General features: G+C 34.6%; 12 protein-coding genes. 1 reads left to right on the top strand and 11 read right to left on the bottom strand.

Annotation, left to right across the window (positions count from 1 at the left end; all coding sequences use genetic code 11):
• Positions 1-334: 334 nt before the first annotated feature.
• From CHB72_RS24130 to CHB72_RS24100, 7 genes are all read right to left on the bottom strand, one after another.
• Positions 335-2,770, bottom strand: coding sequence for a GH36-type glycosyl hydrolase domain-containing protein (locus CHB72_RS24130; RefSeq protein WP_089285426.1), 2,436 nt, complete (start codon positions 2,768-2,770; stop codon positions 335-337).
• The gene (locus tag CHB72_RS24125) at positions 2,751-5,207 is read right to left on the bottom strand and encodes a GH36-type glycosyl hydrolase domain-containing protein (RefSeq protein WP_089285425.1); all 2,457 of its coding nucleotides are present in this window, start codon (positions 5,205-5,207) and stop codon (positions 2,751-2,753) included. The genes CHB72_RS24130 and CHB72_RS24125 overlap by 20 nt, the downstream gene beginning before the upstream one ends.
• Positions 5,208-5,231: 24 nt before the next feature.
• Positions 5,232-6,110, bottom strand: coding sequence for a carbohydrate ABC transporter permease (locus tag CHB72_RS24120; protein WP_089285424.1), 879 nt, complete (start codon positions 6,108-6,110; stop codon positions 5,232-5,234).
• 10 nt (positions 6,111-6,120) lie between these two features.
• Positions 6,121-7,017: a carbohydrate ABC transporter permease gene (locus CHB72_RS24115; protein ID WP_089285423.1), complete on the bottom strand. Its 897-nt coding sequence runs from the start codon at positions 7,015-7,017 to the stop codon at positions 6,121-6,123.
• A 77-nt stretch (positions 7,018-7,094) separates the two neighbouring features.
• Positions 7,095-8,453, bottom strand: a complete 1,359-nt coding sequence (locus tag CHB72_RS24110) for an ABC transporter substrate-binding protein (protein ID WP_089285422.1) — start codon at positions 8,451-8,453, stop codon at positions 7,095-7,097.
• 147 nt (positions 8,454-8,600) lie between these two features.
• Positions 8,601-9,641, bottom strand: coding sequence for a LacI family DNA-binding transcriptional regulator (locus CHB72_RS24105; protein ID WP_089285421.1), 1,041 nt, complete (start codon positions 9,639-9,641; stop codon positions 8,601-8,603).
• Between the two features lie 282 nt (positions 9,642-9,923).
• Positions 9,924-12,110 (bottom strand): DNA topoisomerase III, encoded by a 2,187-nt coding sequence (locus CHB72_RS24100; RefSeq protein WP_089285420.1) that lies wholly within the window; start codon positions 12,108-12,110, stop codon positions 9,924-9,926.
• Between the two features lie 351 nt (positions 12,111-12,461).
• On the opposite strand from CHB72_RS24100, the gene CHB72_RS24095 reads away from it, so the two are divergent.
• A complete protein-coding gene (locus CHB72_RS24095) occupies positions 12,462-14,048 on the top strand; it encodes an ABC-F family ATP-binding cassette domain-containing protein (protein ID WP_089285419.1) in 1,587 nt (528 codons plus the stop codon).
• A 38-nt stretch (positions 14,049-14,086) separates the two neighbouring features.
• On the opposite strand, the gene CHB72_RS24090 is transcribed toward CHB72_RS24095, so the two are convergent.
• The 4 genes from CHB72_RS24090 to CHB72_RS24075 form a co-directional block, all read right to left on the bottom strand.
• Positions 14,087-16,012 (bottom strand): ABC-F family ATP-binding cassette domain-containing protein, encoded by a 1,926-nt coding sequence (locus CHB72_RS24090; protein ID WP_089285418.1) that lies wholly within the window; start codon positions 16,010-16,012, stop codon positions 14,087-14,089.
• A gap of 188 nt (positions 16,013-16,200) precedes the next feature.
• Positions 16,201-17,481, bottom strand: a complete 1,281-nt coding sequence (locus tag CHB72_RS24085) for a 4Fe-4S dicluster domain-containing protein (RefSeq protein WP_089285417.1) — start codon at positions 17,479-17,481, stop codon at positions 16,201-16,203.
• Positions 17,482-17,945: 464 nt separating this feature from the next.
• Positions 17,946-19,268 carry a DEAD/DEAH box helicase gene (locus CHB72_RS24080; RefSeq protein WP_089285416.1) on the bottom strand — a complete coding sequence of 441 codons (1,323 nt, stop codon included), beginning with the start codon at positions 19,266-19,268 and terminating at the stop codon, positions 17,946-17,948.
• Between the two features lie 105 nt (positions 19,269-19,373).
• Positions 19,374-20,384, bottom strand: coding sequence for an enoyl-CoA hydratase/isomerase family protein (locus CHB72_RS24075; RefSeq protein ID WP_089285415.1), 1,011 nt, complete (start codon positions 20,382-20,384; stop codon positions 19,374-19,376).
• Positions 20,385-20,488 lie beyond the last annotated feature (104 nt).

The following is a 20,488-nucleotide window of genomic DNA, read 5'->3' as shown; positions in this document are numbered from 1 at the left end:
TAGTTTCTTCTTTACTCATGATAATCATCCTCCTTTGGGAAAATTATCTCATGATCTTGAGCTGATTAAAATGTGGGTTGGAGTTGACGCTTACATTCATTCAAAGGATTTTAACACGGTGCAATTAAAATAACTATTTGTTTTCGTAGAAAAGTATCTATATACGCTACTAAACTTTATTGTATTTAATTTATGATTAAGAAACATATATTTAGAAAATATTACAGTACAAACTAAAGTGATGTGGCTCATAAGCCACATCACTTTAGTTTGTTTTAGATAACAATTTTTTCTAAATTATTATCTAAATTTATTTTAAACTACAGGGGGAGGTTTAACCCATTACTACCTCAATTTCGTGTGTCAAATTATCTTCAAATGCAGCGACATAATTACTATGCTGCTCTCTCCCATCCACAAAAACTTTTTTTACACCTTTGCAGATATGCTCTGGATTTTTAATCGTAATATGATAGGTTGCTTTTCTAAAAACTCTTTTAATCTTGATATTGTTCCATTCCTTTGGAATGCATGGATCGATGATTAATCCATCAAAGTCCGGCTTAATGCCTAATATCCATTTAGTAATTGCCTCATAATTCCATGCTGCTGTACCTGTAAGCCATGAATTTTTAGCTTCACCATGTCTTATAGCTTCTTTGCCAGCGATCATTTGAGCATATACATAGGGTTCTAGTTTGCGAATTTCGCTGATATCTTCTAAATATGCAGGTGCTATTTTCGAGTAATACTCATAGGCTTTATCTCCCCTACCTAGTCTTGTTTCGGCGATCATAATCCATGGGTTATTATGGCAAAATATGCCTCCATTTTCTTTATAACCCTCTGGATAAGAGGAAATCTCGCCTAAGTGAAGATGGTATTTACCGTAGGCAGGCCATAATAAAACCAACCCATATTTTGTATTCAGGTATTGATCCACTGCGTCTAATGCTTTTAGTGCCTTACCATTATCTATACCTATACCTGCCATGACACAAAATCCTTGAGGCTCAATAAATATCTTGCCTTCATTATTTTCTATACTTCCAACCTTCATTCCATAGTAATCATATGCTCTTAAAAACCATCCTTCATCATAACCATGGACTTCTATACATTGAACCATTTTGTCAACTTCAGATAGGACTTCTTGATTTTTCTTATCAAGGCCTAATCGTTCATATAATTGAGCTAATTCCTTTCCAATATATACAAACATACCACCTATAAATACAGATTCAGCAGTCCTACCCTTTTTATTGTCACATGTTTGAAAAGATTCATCAGGGTTTTCAGAAAAACAATTTAGATTTAAACAATCATTCCAATCTGCTCGTCCGATTAATGGAAGACCATGGGGCCCGAGATTGTTTAATGTAAATTGAAGTGATTTCTCTAAGTGCTCTAGCAATGTACCAGTGTTGTTAATATCACAATTATAGGGTATATCCTCCTTCAGAATTGAGAAGTCCCCTGTTTCTTTAATGTAAGCAACTGTTGATAAAATCAACCATAGTGGATCATCGTTAAACCCAGATCCGATTTCGTGATTTCCCTTTTTGGTTAAGGGCTGATATTGGTGGTAAGCTCCACCATCCTCCAACTGTGTAGAAGCTATATCTAAAATTCTTTCTCTAGCCTTTTCAGGTATTTGATGCACAAATCCTAAAATATCCTGATTAGAATCTCTAAAGCCCATACCCCTGCCAATACCTGTTTCAAAATAGGAGGCACTCCTCGACATATTGAATGTCACCATGCATTGATATGGGTTCCAGATATTTACCATTCTATTTAAATTATCATCATGGCTTTCTACTGTAAATTTACATAACAAGTTATTCCAATGGTTCTTTAGGTCTTCGTATGCCTCTTTCACCGAAGCTTCGTCATAAAATTTGTTAATCAAATGATGAGCTTTTACTTTATTCATCCTATTATCAGAATCCCACTTTTCCTCTTTATCATTCTCTACATAACCTAACACAAATACTAGCGTTTTTTCCTCCATTGGGGCGAGCTCTAACTTGATGCCATGGGATGCAATAGGATTCCATCCGCTGACTATAGAATTATTTGATTCACCTTTTGTAACAACCTCTGGTTCATTAAGTCCATTATATTGTCCTAAAAAAGCGTCTCTATCTGTATCAAAGCCATCGATAGGATAATTAACACTATAAAAAGAATAATGATTTCGCCTTTCTCTATAATCAGTCTTATGAAATATCGTGCTTCCTTCTACTTCTACGTCACCAATACTATACGTCCTTTGATAGTTAGTCATATCATCATAGGCATTCCATAGACAGAATTCTATAAATGAAAACAGTGTAAATTTCTTACTTTTTTCGTCAATATTTTTAATCTTTACTTTATGAATTTCCACATTATCTCCTAATGGAACAAAATATAATATTTCTGTTTTGAGATTGTTTTTCATTGTTTTTATTTTTGTATAACCCATACCATGTCTGCATTCATAGGAATCTAATTGACTTTTCACAGGCATCCAGGTAGGAGAATAATACTCTTTTTCATCCTTAATATAAAAATATCTTCCGCCATTGTCTAAAGGGATATTATTATACCTATATCTAGTAAGTCTTCTAAATCTAGCATCCTTATAAAAGGAATATCCACCAGCAGTATTAGAAATAAGACCGAAAAATTTGTCACTGCCTAAATAGTTAATCCATGGATATGGAGTTTTAGGAGTCTCAATTACATATTCTTTATTCTTATCATCAAAATGTCCATAGTTCATTCTTTGTGCTCCTTTCCGGTATCTTTTGTCCCATCAATACTTTTACTTCATGTTTCTTATCATCTTCTAAAATTGGTATAAGCTGACCATCTACGAAAACGTCATCTACAACGATTTGTTTGACACCTCTATTTATATTATTTGGATTCATCACTTCAATTTCATATGTAGCATTCCTAAAGATTTTAGTTATTTTAAAACCTTTCCAAGCTTTAGGAATACATGGATTAATCAAAAGACCTTCATAAGTAGGTTGTATCCCCAATATATATTTTATTGCTGCTTGATATATCCATGAGGCGGTACCTGACAGCCAAGTATTCCGACCTAAACCAAACTGTGGATGTTCATCTCCCAAAATATTTTGTGGATAACAATAGGGCTCACACTCGTATTGATCTATCATTTCATTCTTAAATACCGGATTAATTTGACTATAATACCCATGTGCTAAATCTCCATTGCCCACTAAAGCTTCCGCAATCATAACCCATGGATTACTATGAAGAAAAATTCCTCCATTTTCTTTAGCCCCAGGTGGATAAGTGGTTATACCTCCCTTTTCTGGAATGTATCCATTAAATCCAGGATAGCTAAGCTTAATACCATGCTCCGTATTCATCATATCTTTCACTGAGGCAAGAGCTTGTTTAGCCCTCTCATAGGGCGCAAATCCTGAAATAACACTCCATGATTGAGCGTTTGTATATATCTTTCCTTTATCGTTTTTCTTAGAACCTAAAGGATTGCCATGATTATCAAAATATCTTATATACCATTCTCCATCCCAACAATACTTATTTACGTTTTCCTTCATTGTTTCATAATATATTTCATATTGCTTAGCTGTTGTGTCATCTTCTAGATATCTAAACAAATCAATCATTTCCTTCAGTACCAATCCATATAAGTTTGCAGTAAAAACGGATTCGGCACCAGATGGTAGATTAACTGTATCATTCCAGTCTGCAAAGCCAAGTAATGGCAACCCATGATTTCCAACATCTTTTCTAGTAAATTCTATACTCCTTTTCAGATGTTCTAGTACATTTCCCGACTCTATAGGCTTATTGTTTTTATCTTTCTCATAAAAAGGTATTTGCTTCTTTAAAAAACTAACGTTTCCTGTTTCTTTAATATAAGCACAAACCGCCAATACAATCCATAAATGATCATCACTATAATGCTGAGGTCGATCTTCCATTTCTCTTGCGTCCCCAGCATTTGCTTCCATTGTAGCTGCATTAAACTGATGCATTGCTGACCCATCTCTTTTCTGGACATGCAGCAGCATTTCAATAAGCTCTCTCCCTTCCTCAGGTACATGCCCTAATATCCCCATAACATCCTGTGCGCTGTCTCGAAACCCAATTCCTCGTCCACCAAATCCAAGCTGATAAAGCGAAAGATCCCTTGACCAATTCTTTGTAATATAGCACTGTCTTGGATTATGGATGTTAAGCATCGTATTCATAGCATGATCAGGTGTATTTACTATAATTTTTTCTAGATAATCAGACCAGAAATTCTTCAAATCTTGGAATGCACTTTCAACATATTCTTCATGCCTATATTTCTTAATTTTTTTATGCTCTGCTTTCATATCAGCACACTGCCCCAATTGAGTAATAATCTTCTTGCTTTCCCCCGGCTGTAGCACGCCTATATGATGCATGAGGGCAGCAATATTATCTCCTCTTAAGGCTTCATAATTACTTAACTCCTCTTGGAAAAGGCTGTAGGGCTTTCTCCAAGTACTATAACCATTGTTACCTAAAAATCTTTTTCGATCTGATTCAAAGGAAGATATGGGATGGCTAGATGTAAAAAAGTTGATTTTAGAGGTTTTATTCATAAAAGCAAATTGTGTTAATACTTTATAATGATCTTCATCTTCAAACATCTTTGACTGCATTGTTTGTGGTACCCAATCTGCATTAGTAAGTTGTTTTAGCGCGTCAAAGTGTGTATATTCTACAACAGGAATAGCATCTATATTTACACTATCATCACTTATATTCGTGATCGTGATCGCTCTAACTACCCTGTGGTCATTCAATGGAACAAAGATTAATAATTCAGTTTTTATACCATAGAATTCAGAAACAATCTTTGTATATCCTAAACCTACATGACATTGATATCTATCATATTGATCTAGTGTTGGAACATATAATGGAGAAAAAACCTGGTATCCTTTGTCACCTTTAATTCTTAGATAAAGGGTCTCTCCTTTAAAATCTCCATTAGGTAATTGTGGTATATATTTAATCATCCTATTTAATGCAGGATCTCCCTTACATATTGCAGTGCCCCCGGTTTGATCTACAAATCCACCAAATTCCAAGCTTCCTATATAATTTATCCAGGTTACTGGTGTACATGGATTCGTGATAACATACTCTTTGTTTTCATTATCAAAGTATCCATACTTCATATTAAAACTCCTCGAAATTAGAAATTATTGCTTCACTGCACCAGCAGTAAGTCCACCGATAATATATTTTGAACAAAAAGCAAATACAATCATTATCGGAACCATTGATAAGGCAATGGCTACATAAACAGCACCGAAATCTGTTCGGTATACTCCTTTTGCCATTGCTGTCAAAATGGGTACTGTATATTTGCTGTCATCGTATAGAACTACAAGCGGTATCAAATAATTATTCCATGATGTAATAAAGGTAAATATTGACATAGTAGCTATAGAGGGAATAATCATTGGGATCACTATTTTATTAAAAATCATGAATTCACTGCATCCATCTATTCTTGCAGATTCAATAACTTCGTTAGGAACTGCAGCATCAATATATAGCTTTACAAAAAATACTATGTTCGCATTTGCTATCGCAGGTATTATTAGTGCCCATCTACTATCAATGAGATTGAAGACAGATGCTACTTTGAAAAATCCAATTAAGCCTAACTGTGCTGGAAACATCATTGATCCTAGCACTACCCAAAATAAGATCTTATTCCCCTTAAATTTATATTTTGAAAAGCCATAAGCTGTTAAAGTTCCAAAGTATGCAGCTAAAATAGTACTTGATGTTGAGATAATTAGACTATTTTTAAAGCCTTGCCACATATTTACAGCACTCATCATTCTTCTATAGTTACTCATTAACGCTTTACCTGGTAGAAAATTTAATTGTGTAGCTATTTCATTACTAGTGCGAGTTGCATTAATCATCATAATATAAAAGGGTAAAAAGGATAGTATAGCTAGTACTATCAGAAATATATACAATACAATGTTTGAAAGAATTGGTTTATCTTTCTTCGTTTTTTTAATCTTAAGTAATTTCTTGTCGGTAGCCAAACTGGAATCCATAATATCACTCCTAATCATGTGCTGAATTCTTATTAATGAGCCTAAAAGCAATCGCGACAAATATCATGACAATAACAAACAATCCCACGCCAATCGTTGCCCCATATCCAAAATTATAGTTAGCAAAGGTAGTATTGTATAAATACATAACCATCGTTAATGTAGTAGCTTGCGGGTTACCTCTGGCTTGTGTCAATACATATGGAACGTCAAACATTGTCAGTCCACCTATTACTGATGTTACAACCTGATATAAAATAATAGGTTTTAAGCAGGGAAGTGTTATATTCCAAAAAACTTGCCATTTGCTTGCACCATCCACCCTAGCAGCCTCAAAATATTCTTCCGGTATAGCTTTTATTCCTGCCATAAAGATAATCATACTATAGCCAAACCACATCCACCATAAGGTAATAGAAATAGTGGCCCTTGCTGCAAATACATTTTCTAAAAAATTATAGGGCTCATCTATGATCCCAAAGGTCATAAGCATTCTGTTCACTGATCCAGCTGGCCAATTCATTAGAAAAAAAACTAAAGCTCCCACTGAAGCCATGGTCACTAGATTGGGTAGATAGTATACCCATCTAAAAAAGCTCTTTCCTTTTAACTTCCTTTCACTTAGAAAAACTGCCAAGCCTAACCCAAATATCATTTGAGGGATAATACATCCAAGCCACATAATCCAAGTATTTCTAATACTTCGTCTAAAAAATGCGTCATTAACAAGTTTTTTGTAATTATTAATTCCATTAAATTCTGGTGGAATAATACTTCCATCCCATTTTGTAAAGCTGATTGCAATTGAGTAAAGAATAGGATATATAACAAAAATTGATAATATTATAAAAAAAGGTGTAATGAAGATATATCCGTTATGGTCTTTACGTATTTTTTTAGAAATCAAGGTTATCCCTCCTATAATGAATGTGCCTTATTAGCTTTTCAGCTAATAAGGCAATATTCATTTACTCTGCCAACCTTCTACTCAATGATTAAGTCTGTTATATCTGCTTGAATTTGATCTTTAAATTCTTGTAGGAATTCTTCCTTGTTTATATTACCAGCAAGATATGTCTGCATAATATTAAGGAAAGCTACTCTCATTTGATCATCGTATTGAGTAATAAGACCCCCATCAATCTTATCTACCATTGGCCCATATACTTGGTATGTATTTTGATCTACAGTCTTATTAACAAAATCAGAATCATTCATTAATTCATCAACAATATCTAAATGATTTACAAAGTCACCAGTTGCTTTAGCCCAATCTCTTAAATGATCAGCGTCTGTTGCAAGGAACTTAACGAATTCCCATGCAAGCTCTTTGTTTTGTGATTGTTCAGATACGCCTGCCCATGTTCCACCTTCATAATATGGGATTGGAGTTGCAATGCCCCATCTTCCAGCTTCAGCTTCATCTCCAGCGTTAACAGCAACAACCCATTGAATAGCCCAAGTTGGAATTGCATACGCCACATGCTCATCATCGGCAACTGCTGCTGACCATGCTGGCGTCCATTGTCTTATGCCACCTTCAAGTCCTTCTTCTCTTAAAGTTTTAGCTATGTCAACAAATTCCATCATCTTAGGATCAATCATAAGCTTATTATCCTTCACCCATGGCTGCGTACGTGAACCTACATAAATCTTATATAAGTCTTCTGTTCCTACAAATAGTTTAACTTTTCCATTACTTGCTTGCTTTAAGTTTCTAGCAGTTTCTAAGATTTTCTCTGGTGTTGACAGCATTGCTGCAATTTCATCAGGGTTGTCTGTACCTAAGTATTCCAATGCTAGATCTCTTTTGTAACCTACACCTCCGGGACATGCTTGCCATGATAACGCCTTAATATTTCCACTGTTGTCTTTTCCAATATCCACTGTGTATGGTATGTTTCTTCCTACTAATGTTTCAGCATGATAGGGGGCAGCTGATATGTTTGCATATCCCCCTGGTAAGTTTACAAATCTCTTAACAAATGCGTTTTCAGCGGCAAATACATCTGGCATCCCAGAACCAGCTCTTATAGCTGAAGTAATTTTATTTTGATACGCTAAGTCAGTATCTGCAGTTATTTGGGTCTCGACCACCACATTAGGATATTTTGCCATAAAGGCTTCTGCTAGTTTAGGACCTTCATCATTATTAAAATGCCAAAATGTAAGGGTTCCCGTAAAATCTTCCGGTGTCTTTTCTGTTGCCTCTTGTGGTTCTTCTTGTGGAGTTTCAGCAGGAGCTGGGCTTTCCACTGGCTTGCTACATGCTGTGAAAGATAACATAATTAAGATCGCACATAACAACAATGTAATCGTTCTCATTAAATGCATTCTTTTCATTTTATATCCCCCTTAAATTAAAATATTGATAATATATTAAACTATACAATTACTATCTATTTATAATAATTGTACAGTGCAATACCAATCATTAACAATTCTTGTCAAGAAAATCGTGAACGCGCGTTTATTGTTGAAAAAAAGTCATTATTCCACAAGTTTTCGACAAGTGTTTCTAATAACCAACTCAATGGACATCTTGTAATTAGCATAGAAATTTACGTTTTCTTCATTTGCATTAATCAAGTTACTTGTAGCTACTGATGCCATTTGTAGTAGAGGTACTCTGACGGTAGTAAGAGCAGGTTCTAGATATCTAGCAACCTCAATGTCATCAAAGCCTATTATGGAAATATCATCAGGTATTTTAAGATTTGATTCTTCTATAGCCTTCATTGCCCCAATAGCCATGCTATCATTAGCAAGAAAGATGGCTGTCGGTGTTTCTTTTTGCAAAAGCTTTTTAGTAGCTTTATAACCGCTGTCTTCTGTATAATTCCCTTTTATAATTAGATTGCTTTTTATAGAAATGCCTGTATCTACCATGGCTTTCTTATAACCTTCTAATCTAGAAATTGCCGTTAATTGTTCCATATCTCCAGATATATGAGCAATATTGACATGTCCTAACGTAATAAGATATTTTGTAGCCTCATAGGCACCACCAAAGCTATCACTATTTACTACAATACATTTGCTGAAGGGATCTTGTTCTCCAGCCACCTCCTGTTCAATTACTGCAATTTTGTAACCACTTTCTATAAGCTCCATAATTGCAGGCTCGTTGTTTTTACCACCAATAAAAATACCCGCTGATATTGTTTTATTAAGAAATAACTCTCTAACATTTGTAAAATCTGTGTTTTCATTAACAATAGAGTTTAAAACATTATACTGTTGTTTATTGGCTACATCTATCACCACACTTGAGAAGGGTGAAAAGTATGAACTAGTACACATTTTATTGAAACTGTTTTCATTTTTTCTATCAATAATAAAAAGGCCTAATATTTTGTTCTTTTTTCCTGCCAACATTTGAGCTGAAGCATGAGGTACATAATTATATTCCTTGATAACATGAAGAACTCTTTTTCGGGTTTCATCCGTTACATTTCCATAATTGTTGATCACCCTCGAAACAGTACTTCGTGATACCCCTGCAATCTTAGCGATTTCTGAAGCATTCATATCAACACCTCTTTTTTCTTTTGTGAACGCGTGTTTATGATTTAATTATAATAAATGTTGGTAAATTATTCAAGCATTTTTTATATTTATTTTTAATTTTTAGAATTATTTGATTTGTATTAAGAGATACTATAGGTTTAGAAGTGTATAATTAACATCTTAACGAAGCAAAAGGCCAAGTAAATTTAATTTTACCTAGCCTTTTGCTTTTATAGCCAAGGACATAACTGTAAACCTCTGTAAAGTATAAAGCGCTTTTTTTATATTTGATTGAGTATTAGGCTAAAACTTCAGCTTAGAAAGAGCATCTGCTAGGGCAGTATTAATAGGTTTGTCCGCTTCTTTCTTCTGTTCTTTAAGATATTTTGATACGTCCTTCTTCGAAGCCTTATCTCCTTCTTCTTTCTTTCTTTTATTAAAGGAAGAAAGCTTCTCTCTATGGCCACAACTACATACAAATAACTGATTTTCTCCTTCACCTCTAAGCTCCAGTTTTTTACGACAGTTTGGACATCTGGCATTGGTTATTTTAGAAACACCTTTTCGATGACCACATTCTCTATCTTGACATATGAGCATCTTGCCTTTTTTACCATTAACCTCCAGCATATGCTTCCCACAGTCAGGACATCTATTTGCAGTAAGATTATCATGCTTAAATATTTCTTTGCTATTTTTTATTTCATGAACTACTGTTTTTGCATAGTTTCTCATATCACGAACAAAGACATTTTTATTAAGTGAACCTTTAGCAATAAAGCCTAGTTTTTGTTCCCACTCAGCAGTCAGCGCAGGAGATTTCAAATCCTCTGGAACCAATTCAAGCAGTTGCTTTCCTTTAGAAGTAATAAAGATATCCTTGCCTTTTTTTTCAATTAGAAATGTATTAAAGAGTTTTTCAATAATATCTGCTCTTGTGGCTACTGTCCCAATCCCTCCAGTTTCTCCAATTGTTTTAATCAATTCTTTACTTTCATTTTCCATATATTTTGCTGGATTTTCCATGGCTGAAAGTAGCGTTCCTTCATTGAAGGGGGCTGGAGGTCTCGTCTCCCCAGTAGTTTGAGAAACAGAAGTAACCTTTAAGATATTTCCTTTACTTACATTAGGTAGTATTTGGTTTGAAATCCCATCCCCTGTATCTTCCTCTAGGAAGTTGTTTTGGTAAATCGCCTTCCATCCTTGGGAAATAACAATCTTCCCTTTAGCAACAAAACTTTCATTGGCTATTTTTGCTTTAATTGTTGTCTGCTCATATTCAAAAGGAGGATAAAGAACAGCAAAAAAACGTTTAATCACCAAATCATATATTTTTCTTTCCTTATCACCTAATGTCCCTAGATAAGCTGATTGTTCTGTTGGAATAATAGCATGGTGATCTGATACTTTATTATCATCTACAAAGGATTTATTTGCTTTTATAGAATTTTTTAAAATACTAGATGCTATTGGTGCATAGGTACCAACACCGCAGGCTTTAACCCTATCTTTTAATGTCTCTACTATATCCTTAGATATATACCTAGAGTCTGTCCTAGGGTAGGTTAATAGTTTATGGGTTTCATAGAGCTTTTGCATGATAGAAAGAGTTTCTTTTGCTGAATAATTAAAGATTCTATTTGCATCTCTTTGCAGCTCTGTTAAATCATATAACTGAGGAGAATAACTTTTCTTATACGCCTTCTCCACTTCTATAACCTCGGCATCTTTCTTTTGAACTGTCATCAGAATTTTGTCACTTTTATCCTTATCAAAGGTTTTAATATCCTTTGTTTGAGGATCCTGCCATATTAGCTTTAAGCCGTTGGCTACAGCAGTAATACCATAGAAGGTTCGTGATTTAAAATTTCTAATCTCTTCTTCTCTTTTTGCAATCATAGCAAGCGTTGGTGTTTGTACTCTTCCACATGAAAGCTGAGCATTATATTTACAGGTTAGAGCACGGGTAGCATTGATGCCTACAAGCCAGTCAGCTTCAGCTCTTGCAACAGCAGATGCATAAAGATTTTCATAGCTCCTGCCCTCTCTTAGATTATTAAAGCCTTCTCTTATAGCCTTATCCGTAACAGAAGAAATCCATAATCTTTTTATAGATTTCTTAATATGTGTTTTTTCTAAAATCCATCTAGCAACCAATTCTCCTTCTCGACCAGCATCAGTAGCTATAACGATTTCACCAACATCTTTTCTACTCATTTGCTGCTTAACAGTATTAAACTGTTTACTTGTTTGCTTTATAACAACAAGCTTTAGCTCAGCAGGCAGCATTGGCAAATCTTCAATTTTCCACGCTTTATACTTATCACCATAAGCCTCTGGATCTGCTAGTGTAACTAAATGACCTAAGGCCCAAGTAACTATATATTTATTCCCCTCTAAATACCCATTTCCTTTTTTATTGCAATTCAAGACTCTAGCTAAATCTCTTCCGACGGAAGGTTTTTCAGCTAATACTAATACTTTACTCATATTAATTAACAATCCTTTCAAAAACCATAGTATATTCAAACTCATTGTTCTTTAATTCTGCAGCTTGTTAAAAGCATTTGACTTAAAACTACGCTATTCTATACAATAGCATACTATTACTTATTTCATATTACCATAAAATAACTTTAATAATAAGGGTACTGCTTTAGAAATTATAAAATGATCTCTATTGTTTCTTTTAATTTTTCCATATCATTTATAGATATACGCCAATATAGATGTTCGCTTCTATAAATATATCACTAGGTTTTATTTAATAGGTGAAATAATTCTCTATTTATGATATAATACGCAGGTATTGTCAAAATTTATGTAGAGGAAGGTAATATCGTGATTACAGTTACTAATGTAAGCTTAAGATATGGAGATCAAAAACTCTTTGAGGATGTAAATATAAAGTTTACCCCTGGAAATTGCTATGGTGTAATTGGCGCAAATGGAGCCGGCAAGAGTACTTTTTTAAAGATTTTATCTGGTGAAATAGATGCTAATACAGGAGATATCAATATTGCAACAGGTGCTCGTATGTCTGTTTTAAAACAGGATCATTATCAATATGATCAGAGGCAAGTTTTAGAAACCGTCGTTATGGGTAATGAAAGACTTTATGAAATAATGAAGGAAAAGGATGAGATTTATGCAAAAACTGACTTTACTGATGAGGATGGAATAAAAGCCTCTGAATTAGAAGGAGAGTTTGCTGAATTGAATGGATGGGAAGCAGAATCGGAAGCATCCTCCCTACTGCAAGGTCTAGGCATAAAAACAGATTTGCATGATAAAAAGATGGCAGAGCTTTCAGGTGCCGAGAAGGTAAAGGTACTTTTAGCTCAGGCTCTATTCGGACAACCCGGTATACTGATTTTAGATGAGCCTACCAACCATTTAGACATCAAATCTATCAATTGGTTAGAGGAATTTTTAATAAACTTTGAAGGAACTGTCATTGTTGTATCCCATGATAGACACTTCTTAAATAAAGTGTGTACTCATATTACAGATGTGGACTATGGCCAAATTAAGTTGTATGTTGGTAACTACGATTTTTGGTATCAATCCAGTCAACTGGCCCTTCAAATGATGAAGGATCAGAATAAAAAGAAGGAAGAAAAGGTTAAAGAATTACAGGAATTCATTGCACGTTTCAGTGCGAATGCCTCTAAATCCAAACAGGCTACCTCTCGTAAAAAACTATTGGAGAAAATCTCCCTGGACGATATACAACCCTCCACTAGAAGGTACCCTTTTGTGGGCTTTACCCCTTCAAGAGAAGTAGGAAACGAGATACTGACGGTTGAAGGTTTATCAAAAACTATAGATGGTAAAAAGGTATTAGACAACATTAGTTTTAGAGTTTCTAAAGGTGATAAGATTGCATTTGTAGGAGACAATGAAATTATAAATACTACATTGTTTAAAATTCTGGCAGGAGAAATAGAGCCAGATAGTGGAACCTATAAGTGGGGTGTTACTATTACTAAAGCCTTTTTCCCTAAAGATAACTCAGAATTTTTTAATGATGTTGACTTAAATTTAATGGACTGGTTGAGACAGTTTTCTGAAGAAAAATCTGAAAGCTATTTACGAGGTTTCCTAGGTAGAATGCTTTTCTCTGGGGAAGAAGCTTTCAAGCAAGCAAAGGTTCTCTCAGGAGGAGAAAGGGTACGATGTATGTTATCTAAAATGATGTTAAGCAGCGGAAATGTCTTGGTTTTAGACCAACCTACGAATCACCTCGACCTAGAGTCTATTACTGCCTTAAACAATGGATTAATGGATTATAAAAGTAATATTCTATTCACATCCCATGACCATGAATTTATCCAAACTATAGCAAACAGAATTATTGAGATTACACCTTCAGGAATGATTGATAAAACTATGACCTATGACGAATATCTTGAAAGTATAGGCTAAACATAAAATTAAAGACCCTCAAATTAGGGTCTTTAATTTTATACTCTTTTTTGTCCACTTTCAATTTTTTCCGCTAAATCATTGAGGTAAACCCATCTCTCCATTTTTTCTTCCAACTGCTTCTGAAATTCTTCTTTTTCAGTTAAAAGCTGCTGTAAAAGTGTATAGTCACTGGCTGCACCTTCAATTAATAATTCCATTTTCAGTATCTTTTCTTCTAGCTTTGCAATTACATCATCTATTTCCTCATATTCCTTCTGTTCCTTAAAAGTAAATTTTAATGGTCTATCCTTTATTCTATCGATATTTTTCTTATCTTGTAGAGTTTTCTCTACCTCTTGTTTTCCTTTGTTGATGGCTTTTTTATCTCTCTCAATATTTCCACTATTGATGCTGTTTTCCTTAAAATGAGAATAATTTCCCGTATACTCCACTACTTTCCCATTACCTTCAAAAACAAATATTTTTTCTGCCATTCTATCTAAGAAATATCTATCATGGGAAACAGCAATGACTGCTCCGTTAAAATTATCTAGGTAGTCTTCTAGAATTGTTAAGGTTGTTATATCAAGATCATTGGTTGGTTCATCTAGCAGCAATACATTTGGTGCCTCGATTAAAACTCTAAGTAGATATAACCGCCTCTTTTCGCCTCCTGAAAGTTTAGCTATGGGGGTCCATTGTAATGAGGAGGGAAATAAAAACCTTTCTAGCATCTGTGAGGCTGTTATTTTGTCTCCTTCTGCTGTAGTAAGGTATTCACCGCCTTCTTTAATATACTCGATGACCCTTTGATCATTATCCATATGCTGTGTTTCCTGAGAATAGTATCCAACGTTTACCGTTTCTCCTACTTCTATCGTACCATAATCAGGTCTAATTCTAGCAGATATTATATTTAATAAGGTAGATTTTCCACTACCGTTAGGTCCTATGACGCCTACCCTGTCTCTTCTTAATAAAACATAACTGAAGTCCTTTATTAACATGTTTTCTTCAAAAGATTTACTGATATCTTCTAATTCAATAACCTTTTTTCCAAGCCGACTAGAGGCTACAGATATTTCTACCTTATCTTCGATCACTTGTGAAGTTTGTTCATTTAATTTTTCGAATCGATCTATTCGTGCTTTTTGTTTCGTAGTCCTTGCCTTTGCACCCCTTTTAATCCAAGCAAGTTCTTTTCTTAATAGGTTTTGTCTCTTGCTTTCATTAGCTACTTCCATCTCTTCTCTCTCTACTTTTTTTTCTAAGAAATTACTATAATTCCCTTTGTATAAGTAAAGATTTCCCCTATCTATTTCTATAATTTCATTTACCACCCTATCTAAAAAATATCTATCATGAGTGATCATAAGAAGGGCACCTTTTCTTTTATTCAAGTATTGTTCTAACCAATCAATAGTATCATTGTCAAGGTGGTTGGTAGGTTCATCTAGAATCAGTAGGTCTGAAGGATTTATCAAGGCTGCCGCTAGTGCTATTCTCTTTCTTTGGCCTCCAGACAAGGTCCCGACCTTTGCACTAAAGTCGGAAATACCTAATTTGGTCAAGATTGCCTTTGCTTCACTTTCGATACTCCAAGCGTCCATTATATCCATCTCATGGGTTAGCTTTATGATGATTTCACTTGCAATTTGTGGGTTATAGATAGCTTCCTCATACTTTCTTATCAAGTTCATAATAGGGGAATTCCCTCTAAATGTCTGTTGTAGTACAGAAGCTTCAGGATCAAAATATGGGTTTTGTGGCAGATATTCAATATGAACAGTATTGCCCTTCATTATTCTACCGACATCTGGTTCTTCTGCTCCTGCAATGATTTTTAATAGGGTTGTTTTTCCAGTACCATTTATTCCAATAACCCCTATTTTATCTCCTTCATTTATTCCAAGATTTATGTTATTTAATAATATTTTTTCACTGTAGCTTTTTGAGATATTTTCTGCGCTTAAAAGATTCATTTTGTTCCCCTTCTATTTTTGTCTAGTATTTTTTCCCCTTCAGTGTATTGCTAATACTCTCCCTTTAGGTGAAGAAACTAAGTGACCAACACGAAAGTTACAAACCAAACTTTCGCTTGTCTACTTATGAATTAAGTCTCATTTTATTTAAGTTATAACATATCCAAGAAAAAAGAGCAAACTCTATATCATATTGATAGCTTTTTAATTAAATTTTCAAGATAAATAGATTTCATTTGTTTGCTAGCCATTACCTGTTTTACAGGGGGGAGCTTTAATATTACCGCCAAAATAGCTGCCATTGCCCTATGGCTCCTAAAGGCTTGATCATCAAATATCAAATGCTGTAGTTTTCCCTTTTCAATAGCCATTAATACCGATCTATGTACAGAGTTAACAGGGGTGATAATTTGCTGTGGCCGTCTTTCTAGATAAATACTCTTGTTGTGGCACCCTCTTACACATATCCCACATCCAAGACATATATCTTCATTTATATGAAGCATCTTTTGCTGATCATGTGTATTTTCTTCAACTGATATCCATTCAATTGCTTGTATAGGACAGACTTTCACACATTTACCACATCCTGTACAAGTATCCCCGATCAATTTTGGCATATAATTTGTTGTTTCTACTGGATGCAGCATACCAAACTTTTTAGCTGCTATCATAGCTTCACAGCAGCATCCACAACAATTACATATAAAGGTTACATTTTCCCTAACATTTTCTCCACACTGCACTAGATTATTCTCATAAGCTTGATGCAATAATTCAATGCCTTCTGACACATCTACCTTGCGAGCATAATGATGCCTAATCAAAGAAGCGGCAGTATGATTGAATGTCATACATATATCCATAGGGGCATCACAGGCTTTACCAACATGCTGCATCTTGTGGCGACAGTAACAGGTACTTATACCAATATGGGAGGATGCCTCTATAATATGACTTGCCTTTTCAAAATCCAATATATGAACCATGTTCTCTTTTGAAAGCACTTCCTCCTGTACAAACACTCTTCCTAGCTTCGTTTCGCTACCTATAAATAAATCCTTAATAAAATCTTCTTCAACATTTAAGTACTGATATAATAACTCTCCAAGGAGTTTCTGATCAATATCTTCTCTTATTCTCATCATGGAAAACTCAAAAAAACCAGCCATAGGTGGTGGTAGCATATACTTCCTGATACCATGATGTTCTGAGTCCAATAATATAGCTCGACCAGCAAGCTTTTCTAACATTTCTTCAGCTGCAGCTTCTGACATATTCCATATTTTACTGGCCTTTTTTGCTGTAAATGGTTTGATGGGAAGCTGCGCAACTAATGCCGCCTCCTTTTCACTAAATAGAAGACTCAATATTTTATATAGTGTTTCAGAAGGAGGCGCTCCTTGAGGAAATCTATTTAACCTTTCTTCTAGTTGCTTATAAGCTGATTTGCCAACTATATGTGCCATTATTTCACCCCTATTCCTAATAGAATCTACCCTTCTTACAAGAGATTTATCCTTCGGTGTATTGCTAAGACTCCCGCTTCTTCTAGATAAACAAACTAAGCGACTAACACAAAATCAAAGATTTTGGTTATCTGCTTATAGATAAACAAACTAAGTGACCAACACGAAAGTTAGAAACCAAACTTTCGGTTGTCTACTTAAAGCGGGAGATCAAGCACTACATCCTCGAAGTAAATTCGGCTACAATTCAGTGGGAGTAAAAACTCCCTCTGAATTAAGTCTCATTTTATCATTAGTAGATTGGTTTACAATCTACTATAGAAACTTATGACCTACTTACATTGCCTTAAATACATAATTTTCCATATATAATGAAAATTATACCATATGAAAAAGCAATATAAAACTAAAACCCCATTCACTAGGTAATGAGGTTTTTTGATAAAAAGCTGTGGTTAGTAATATTAACGACCTTTTGAATATCTTTTTTTATCTCTAGCTCTTTTATCTTTTTCCTTTGACTTATTATAGTCTGATGATTTTTTTTCGCCTCCAGATCTTTCATTTTTATGTCTTCTTTTATCATCTTTTCTGGATTCCTTATGTCTATGGTCTTTGCTCTTATTAGACTTTTCAGAGAAATTTTTACTCCTATCCTCTATATAAGTTTTTTCTCCTAAAACTTTCTTTTTTTCTATAGGCATATTTATTTCTTTCTCAATAGTTACTAAGGTGTTTCTGTCCTTGGGGGTTACAAGGGTGATAGCCATACCAGTTTGTCCAGCTCGCCCTGTACGTCCTATACGGTGTATATAGCTCTCTGTATCTTGAGCTATATCATAGTTAAATATGTGGGTGATTCCTTCAACATCTAACCCACGGGCAGCCACATCTGTTGCAACCAAAAACTGTACTTTTGTTTCTCTAAAAGCTTTCATTACTCTTTCGCGCTTTGCCTGGCTTAAATCCCCATGCAGCTCATCTGAATTATATCCTCGACTTTGTAAAGCTTCATTGAGTGCACTTGCACGGCGCTTTGTACGACAAAAAATAATTGACATAAATGGATTATATTGATCAATCATTTCAAAGAGAGCATCTTGTTTACCTCTATCGGTGGTCTCTATAACAACCTGTTTGATTTCGTCTAAAGTTATTTTTTTGCTTTGTATTCGTATATGACTAGGCTTATGCATATATCGAGAAGCTATATTTGAAATTTCTTTAGGCATTGTTGCTGAAAACAACATGGTCTGCCGACTTTTTGGCGTGCGGCTTATGATCTCTTCAACTTCATGTAGAAAGCCCATCTGCAGCATTTGATCAGCTTCATCTAAAACAAGTATGGCCAATTGATTAAAGTTTATTGTTCTTCTTCTAATATGATCCAATAACCTTCCTGGAGTACCAATTACCATATGAATACTTTTTTTAAGTTTTCTAACTTGTCCCTCTACATCTTGCCCCCCATAGGCTGCCAATACTTTTATTCCTTTAGCTGTAACTAGCTTTTTCGCTTCATTTGTTATCTGTAAAGCTAATTCTCTAGTAGGGGTAATAATCAAAGCCTGCACAGAAGGATTGTCCATATCAATCCTTTGCATAATAGGCAGTAAAAAAGCAAGCGTTTTACCAGTACCAGTTTGTGCCTGTCCTATAATATCTCTTCCTGTTATTAACACAGGTATGGTTTGTTTTTGGATAGCAGTTGGTTCAACAATTCCATTTTTATTTAGTATTTTTTCCAGTTCTTTATCAATTCCTAGATTAACAAAATTATTCTTCATATTCATTACCTTTCCTGTTTTTAATTATTGTTTACATAGATTAACCAATTCATTCTATCATAATTTAAAAGAAATTGCTAAAGAATGGATGAAAGAAACAACTCTCTAGAGAGTTTTATTGATTTCTTCTAAGGGATTTCTTCCATCTTTCCATTGATATTTAAAGAAGCTTTCAACATCCTTTTCTTCTACTTTTTCAATAGTATCCGGATGCCAGTTTGGTGACTGGTCTTTATCCACCAGTACCGCTCGAACACCTTCAAAAAAGTCATGACTCTTCATAAAATTCATGCTTAAATCCAGCTCCATTTTAAAACAATCTACCAATGACTTTGTCTTGCCCTCCATTAGCTGACGTAAAGTTACCTTCAAAGAGGTAGGCGACTTAGTTAACAATATTTCTTTTGTTTTTTTTGCCCAAGAATCTCCCTCTTCTGCAGACTTTTCTAGTGAATTAAAGATTTCTTCCATACTATTAAATCCGAAATGTTTGTTAATAGTTGTCTCTAATGTAGCTAAAGTAGAGGTGTTTTCCATTGATTGATTAAATTTCAGAATTAGCTGATGTAATTCTTCTTTTACGGTTGTACCTAACCATTTATTTTGCATTATTACTCCCTTGAGGTTGTCCCACAAATCACTATTTAAATAATAATCGGCAGCCCCAATATATAAGACATCTGATGCAGTAATTGTCTTTGAAATTAAAGCTAAGTACCTTCCTATCTCACCTGGCATCTTATTTAGAAAATAGCTGCCTCCTACATCTGGGTATAACCCAATATTCATTTCCGGCATAGCCCATTTAGTTCCCTCTGTAACAATTCTATGACTGGCACCAACGGAAATTCCAACTCCTCCTCCCATAACAACACCGTTCATATAAACTAGAATAGGTTTTGGATAAGTAAACATCATCCTATTCATACGATATTCTGTTTCAAAAAAGTAATGGGCATGCTCCTCTACATTGGAGTTTCTCAGATCGTATAGAGCTCGTACATCTCCCCCAGCACAAAAAGCTCTTTGTCCTTCTCCTTCTAAACATATGAATGTAACTTGATCATCCTTTTCCCACTCTTGCAATATTTCATACAGAGTCTCTATCATATCCAAAGATAGAGCTGGATAGGTTACAATAAACTAGACAAGTAAATTAAGGTCATGTAAACTAGAAACAATATACTAAAAGGAGAATCGTTTATATGGCTAAAAGAGAT

This window comes from Anaerovirgula multivorans, assembly GCF_900188145.1.
Classification (GTDB): domain Bacteria; phylum Bacillota; class Clostridia; order Peptostreptococcales; family Natronincolaceae; genus Anaerovirgula; species Anaerovirgula multivorans.
The sequence above is the reverse complement of the archived record's forward strand: the minus strand, read 5'-3'. Positions and strand labels throughout refer to the sequence as shown.

What these genes read in the sequence shown, in the direction of transcription:
- CHB72_RS24120 (WP_089285424.1), bottom strand. Translation starts at nt 6,110, where the DNA reads ATGGATTCCAGTTTGGCTACCGACAAGAAATTACTTAAGATTAAAAAA.
- CHB72_RS24085 (WP_089285417.1), bottom strand. Translation starts at nt 17,481, where the DNA reads ATGGCACATATAGTTGGCAAATCAGCTTATAAGCAACTAGAAGAAAGG.
- CHB72_RS24090 (WP_089285418.1), bottom strand. Translation starts at nt 16,012, where the DNA reads ATGAATCTTTTAAGCGCAGAAAATATCTCAAAAAGCTACAGTGAAAAA.
- CHB72_RS24100 (WP_089285420.1), bottom strand. Translation starts at nt 12,110, where the DNA reads ATGAGTAAAGTATTAGTATTAGCTGAAAAACCTTCCGTCGGAAGAGAT.
- CHB72_RS24080 (WP_089285416.1), bottom strand. Translation starts at nt 19,268, where the DNA reads ATGAAGAATAATTTTGTTAATCTAGGAATTGATAAAGAACTGGAAAAA.
- CHB72_RS24110 (WP_089285422.1), bottom strand. Translation starts at nt 8,453, where the DNA reads ATGAAAAGAATGCATTTAATGAGAACGATTACATTGTTGTTATGTGCG.
- CHB72_RS24105 (WP_089285421.1), bottom strand. Translation starts at nt 9,641, where the DNA reads ATGAATGCTTCAGAAATCGCTAAGATTGCAGGGGTATCACGAAGTACT.
- CHB72_RS24130 (WP_089285426.1), bottom strand. Translation starts at nt 2,770, where the DNA reads ATGAACTATGGACATTTTGATGATAAGAATAAAGAATATGTAATTGAG.
- CHB72_RS24125 (WP_089285425.1), bottom strand. Translation starts at nt 5,207, where the DNA reads ATGAAGTATGGATACTTTGATAATGAAAACAAAGAGTATGTTATCACG.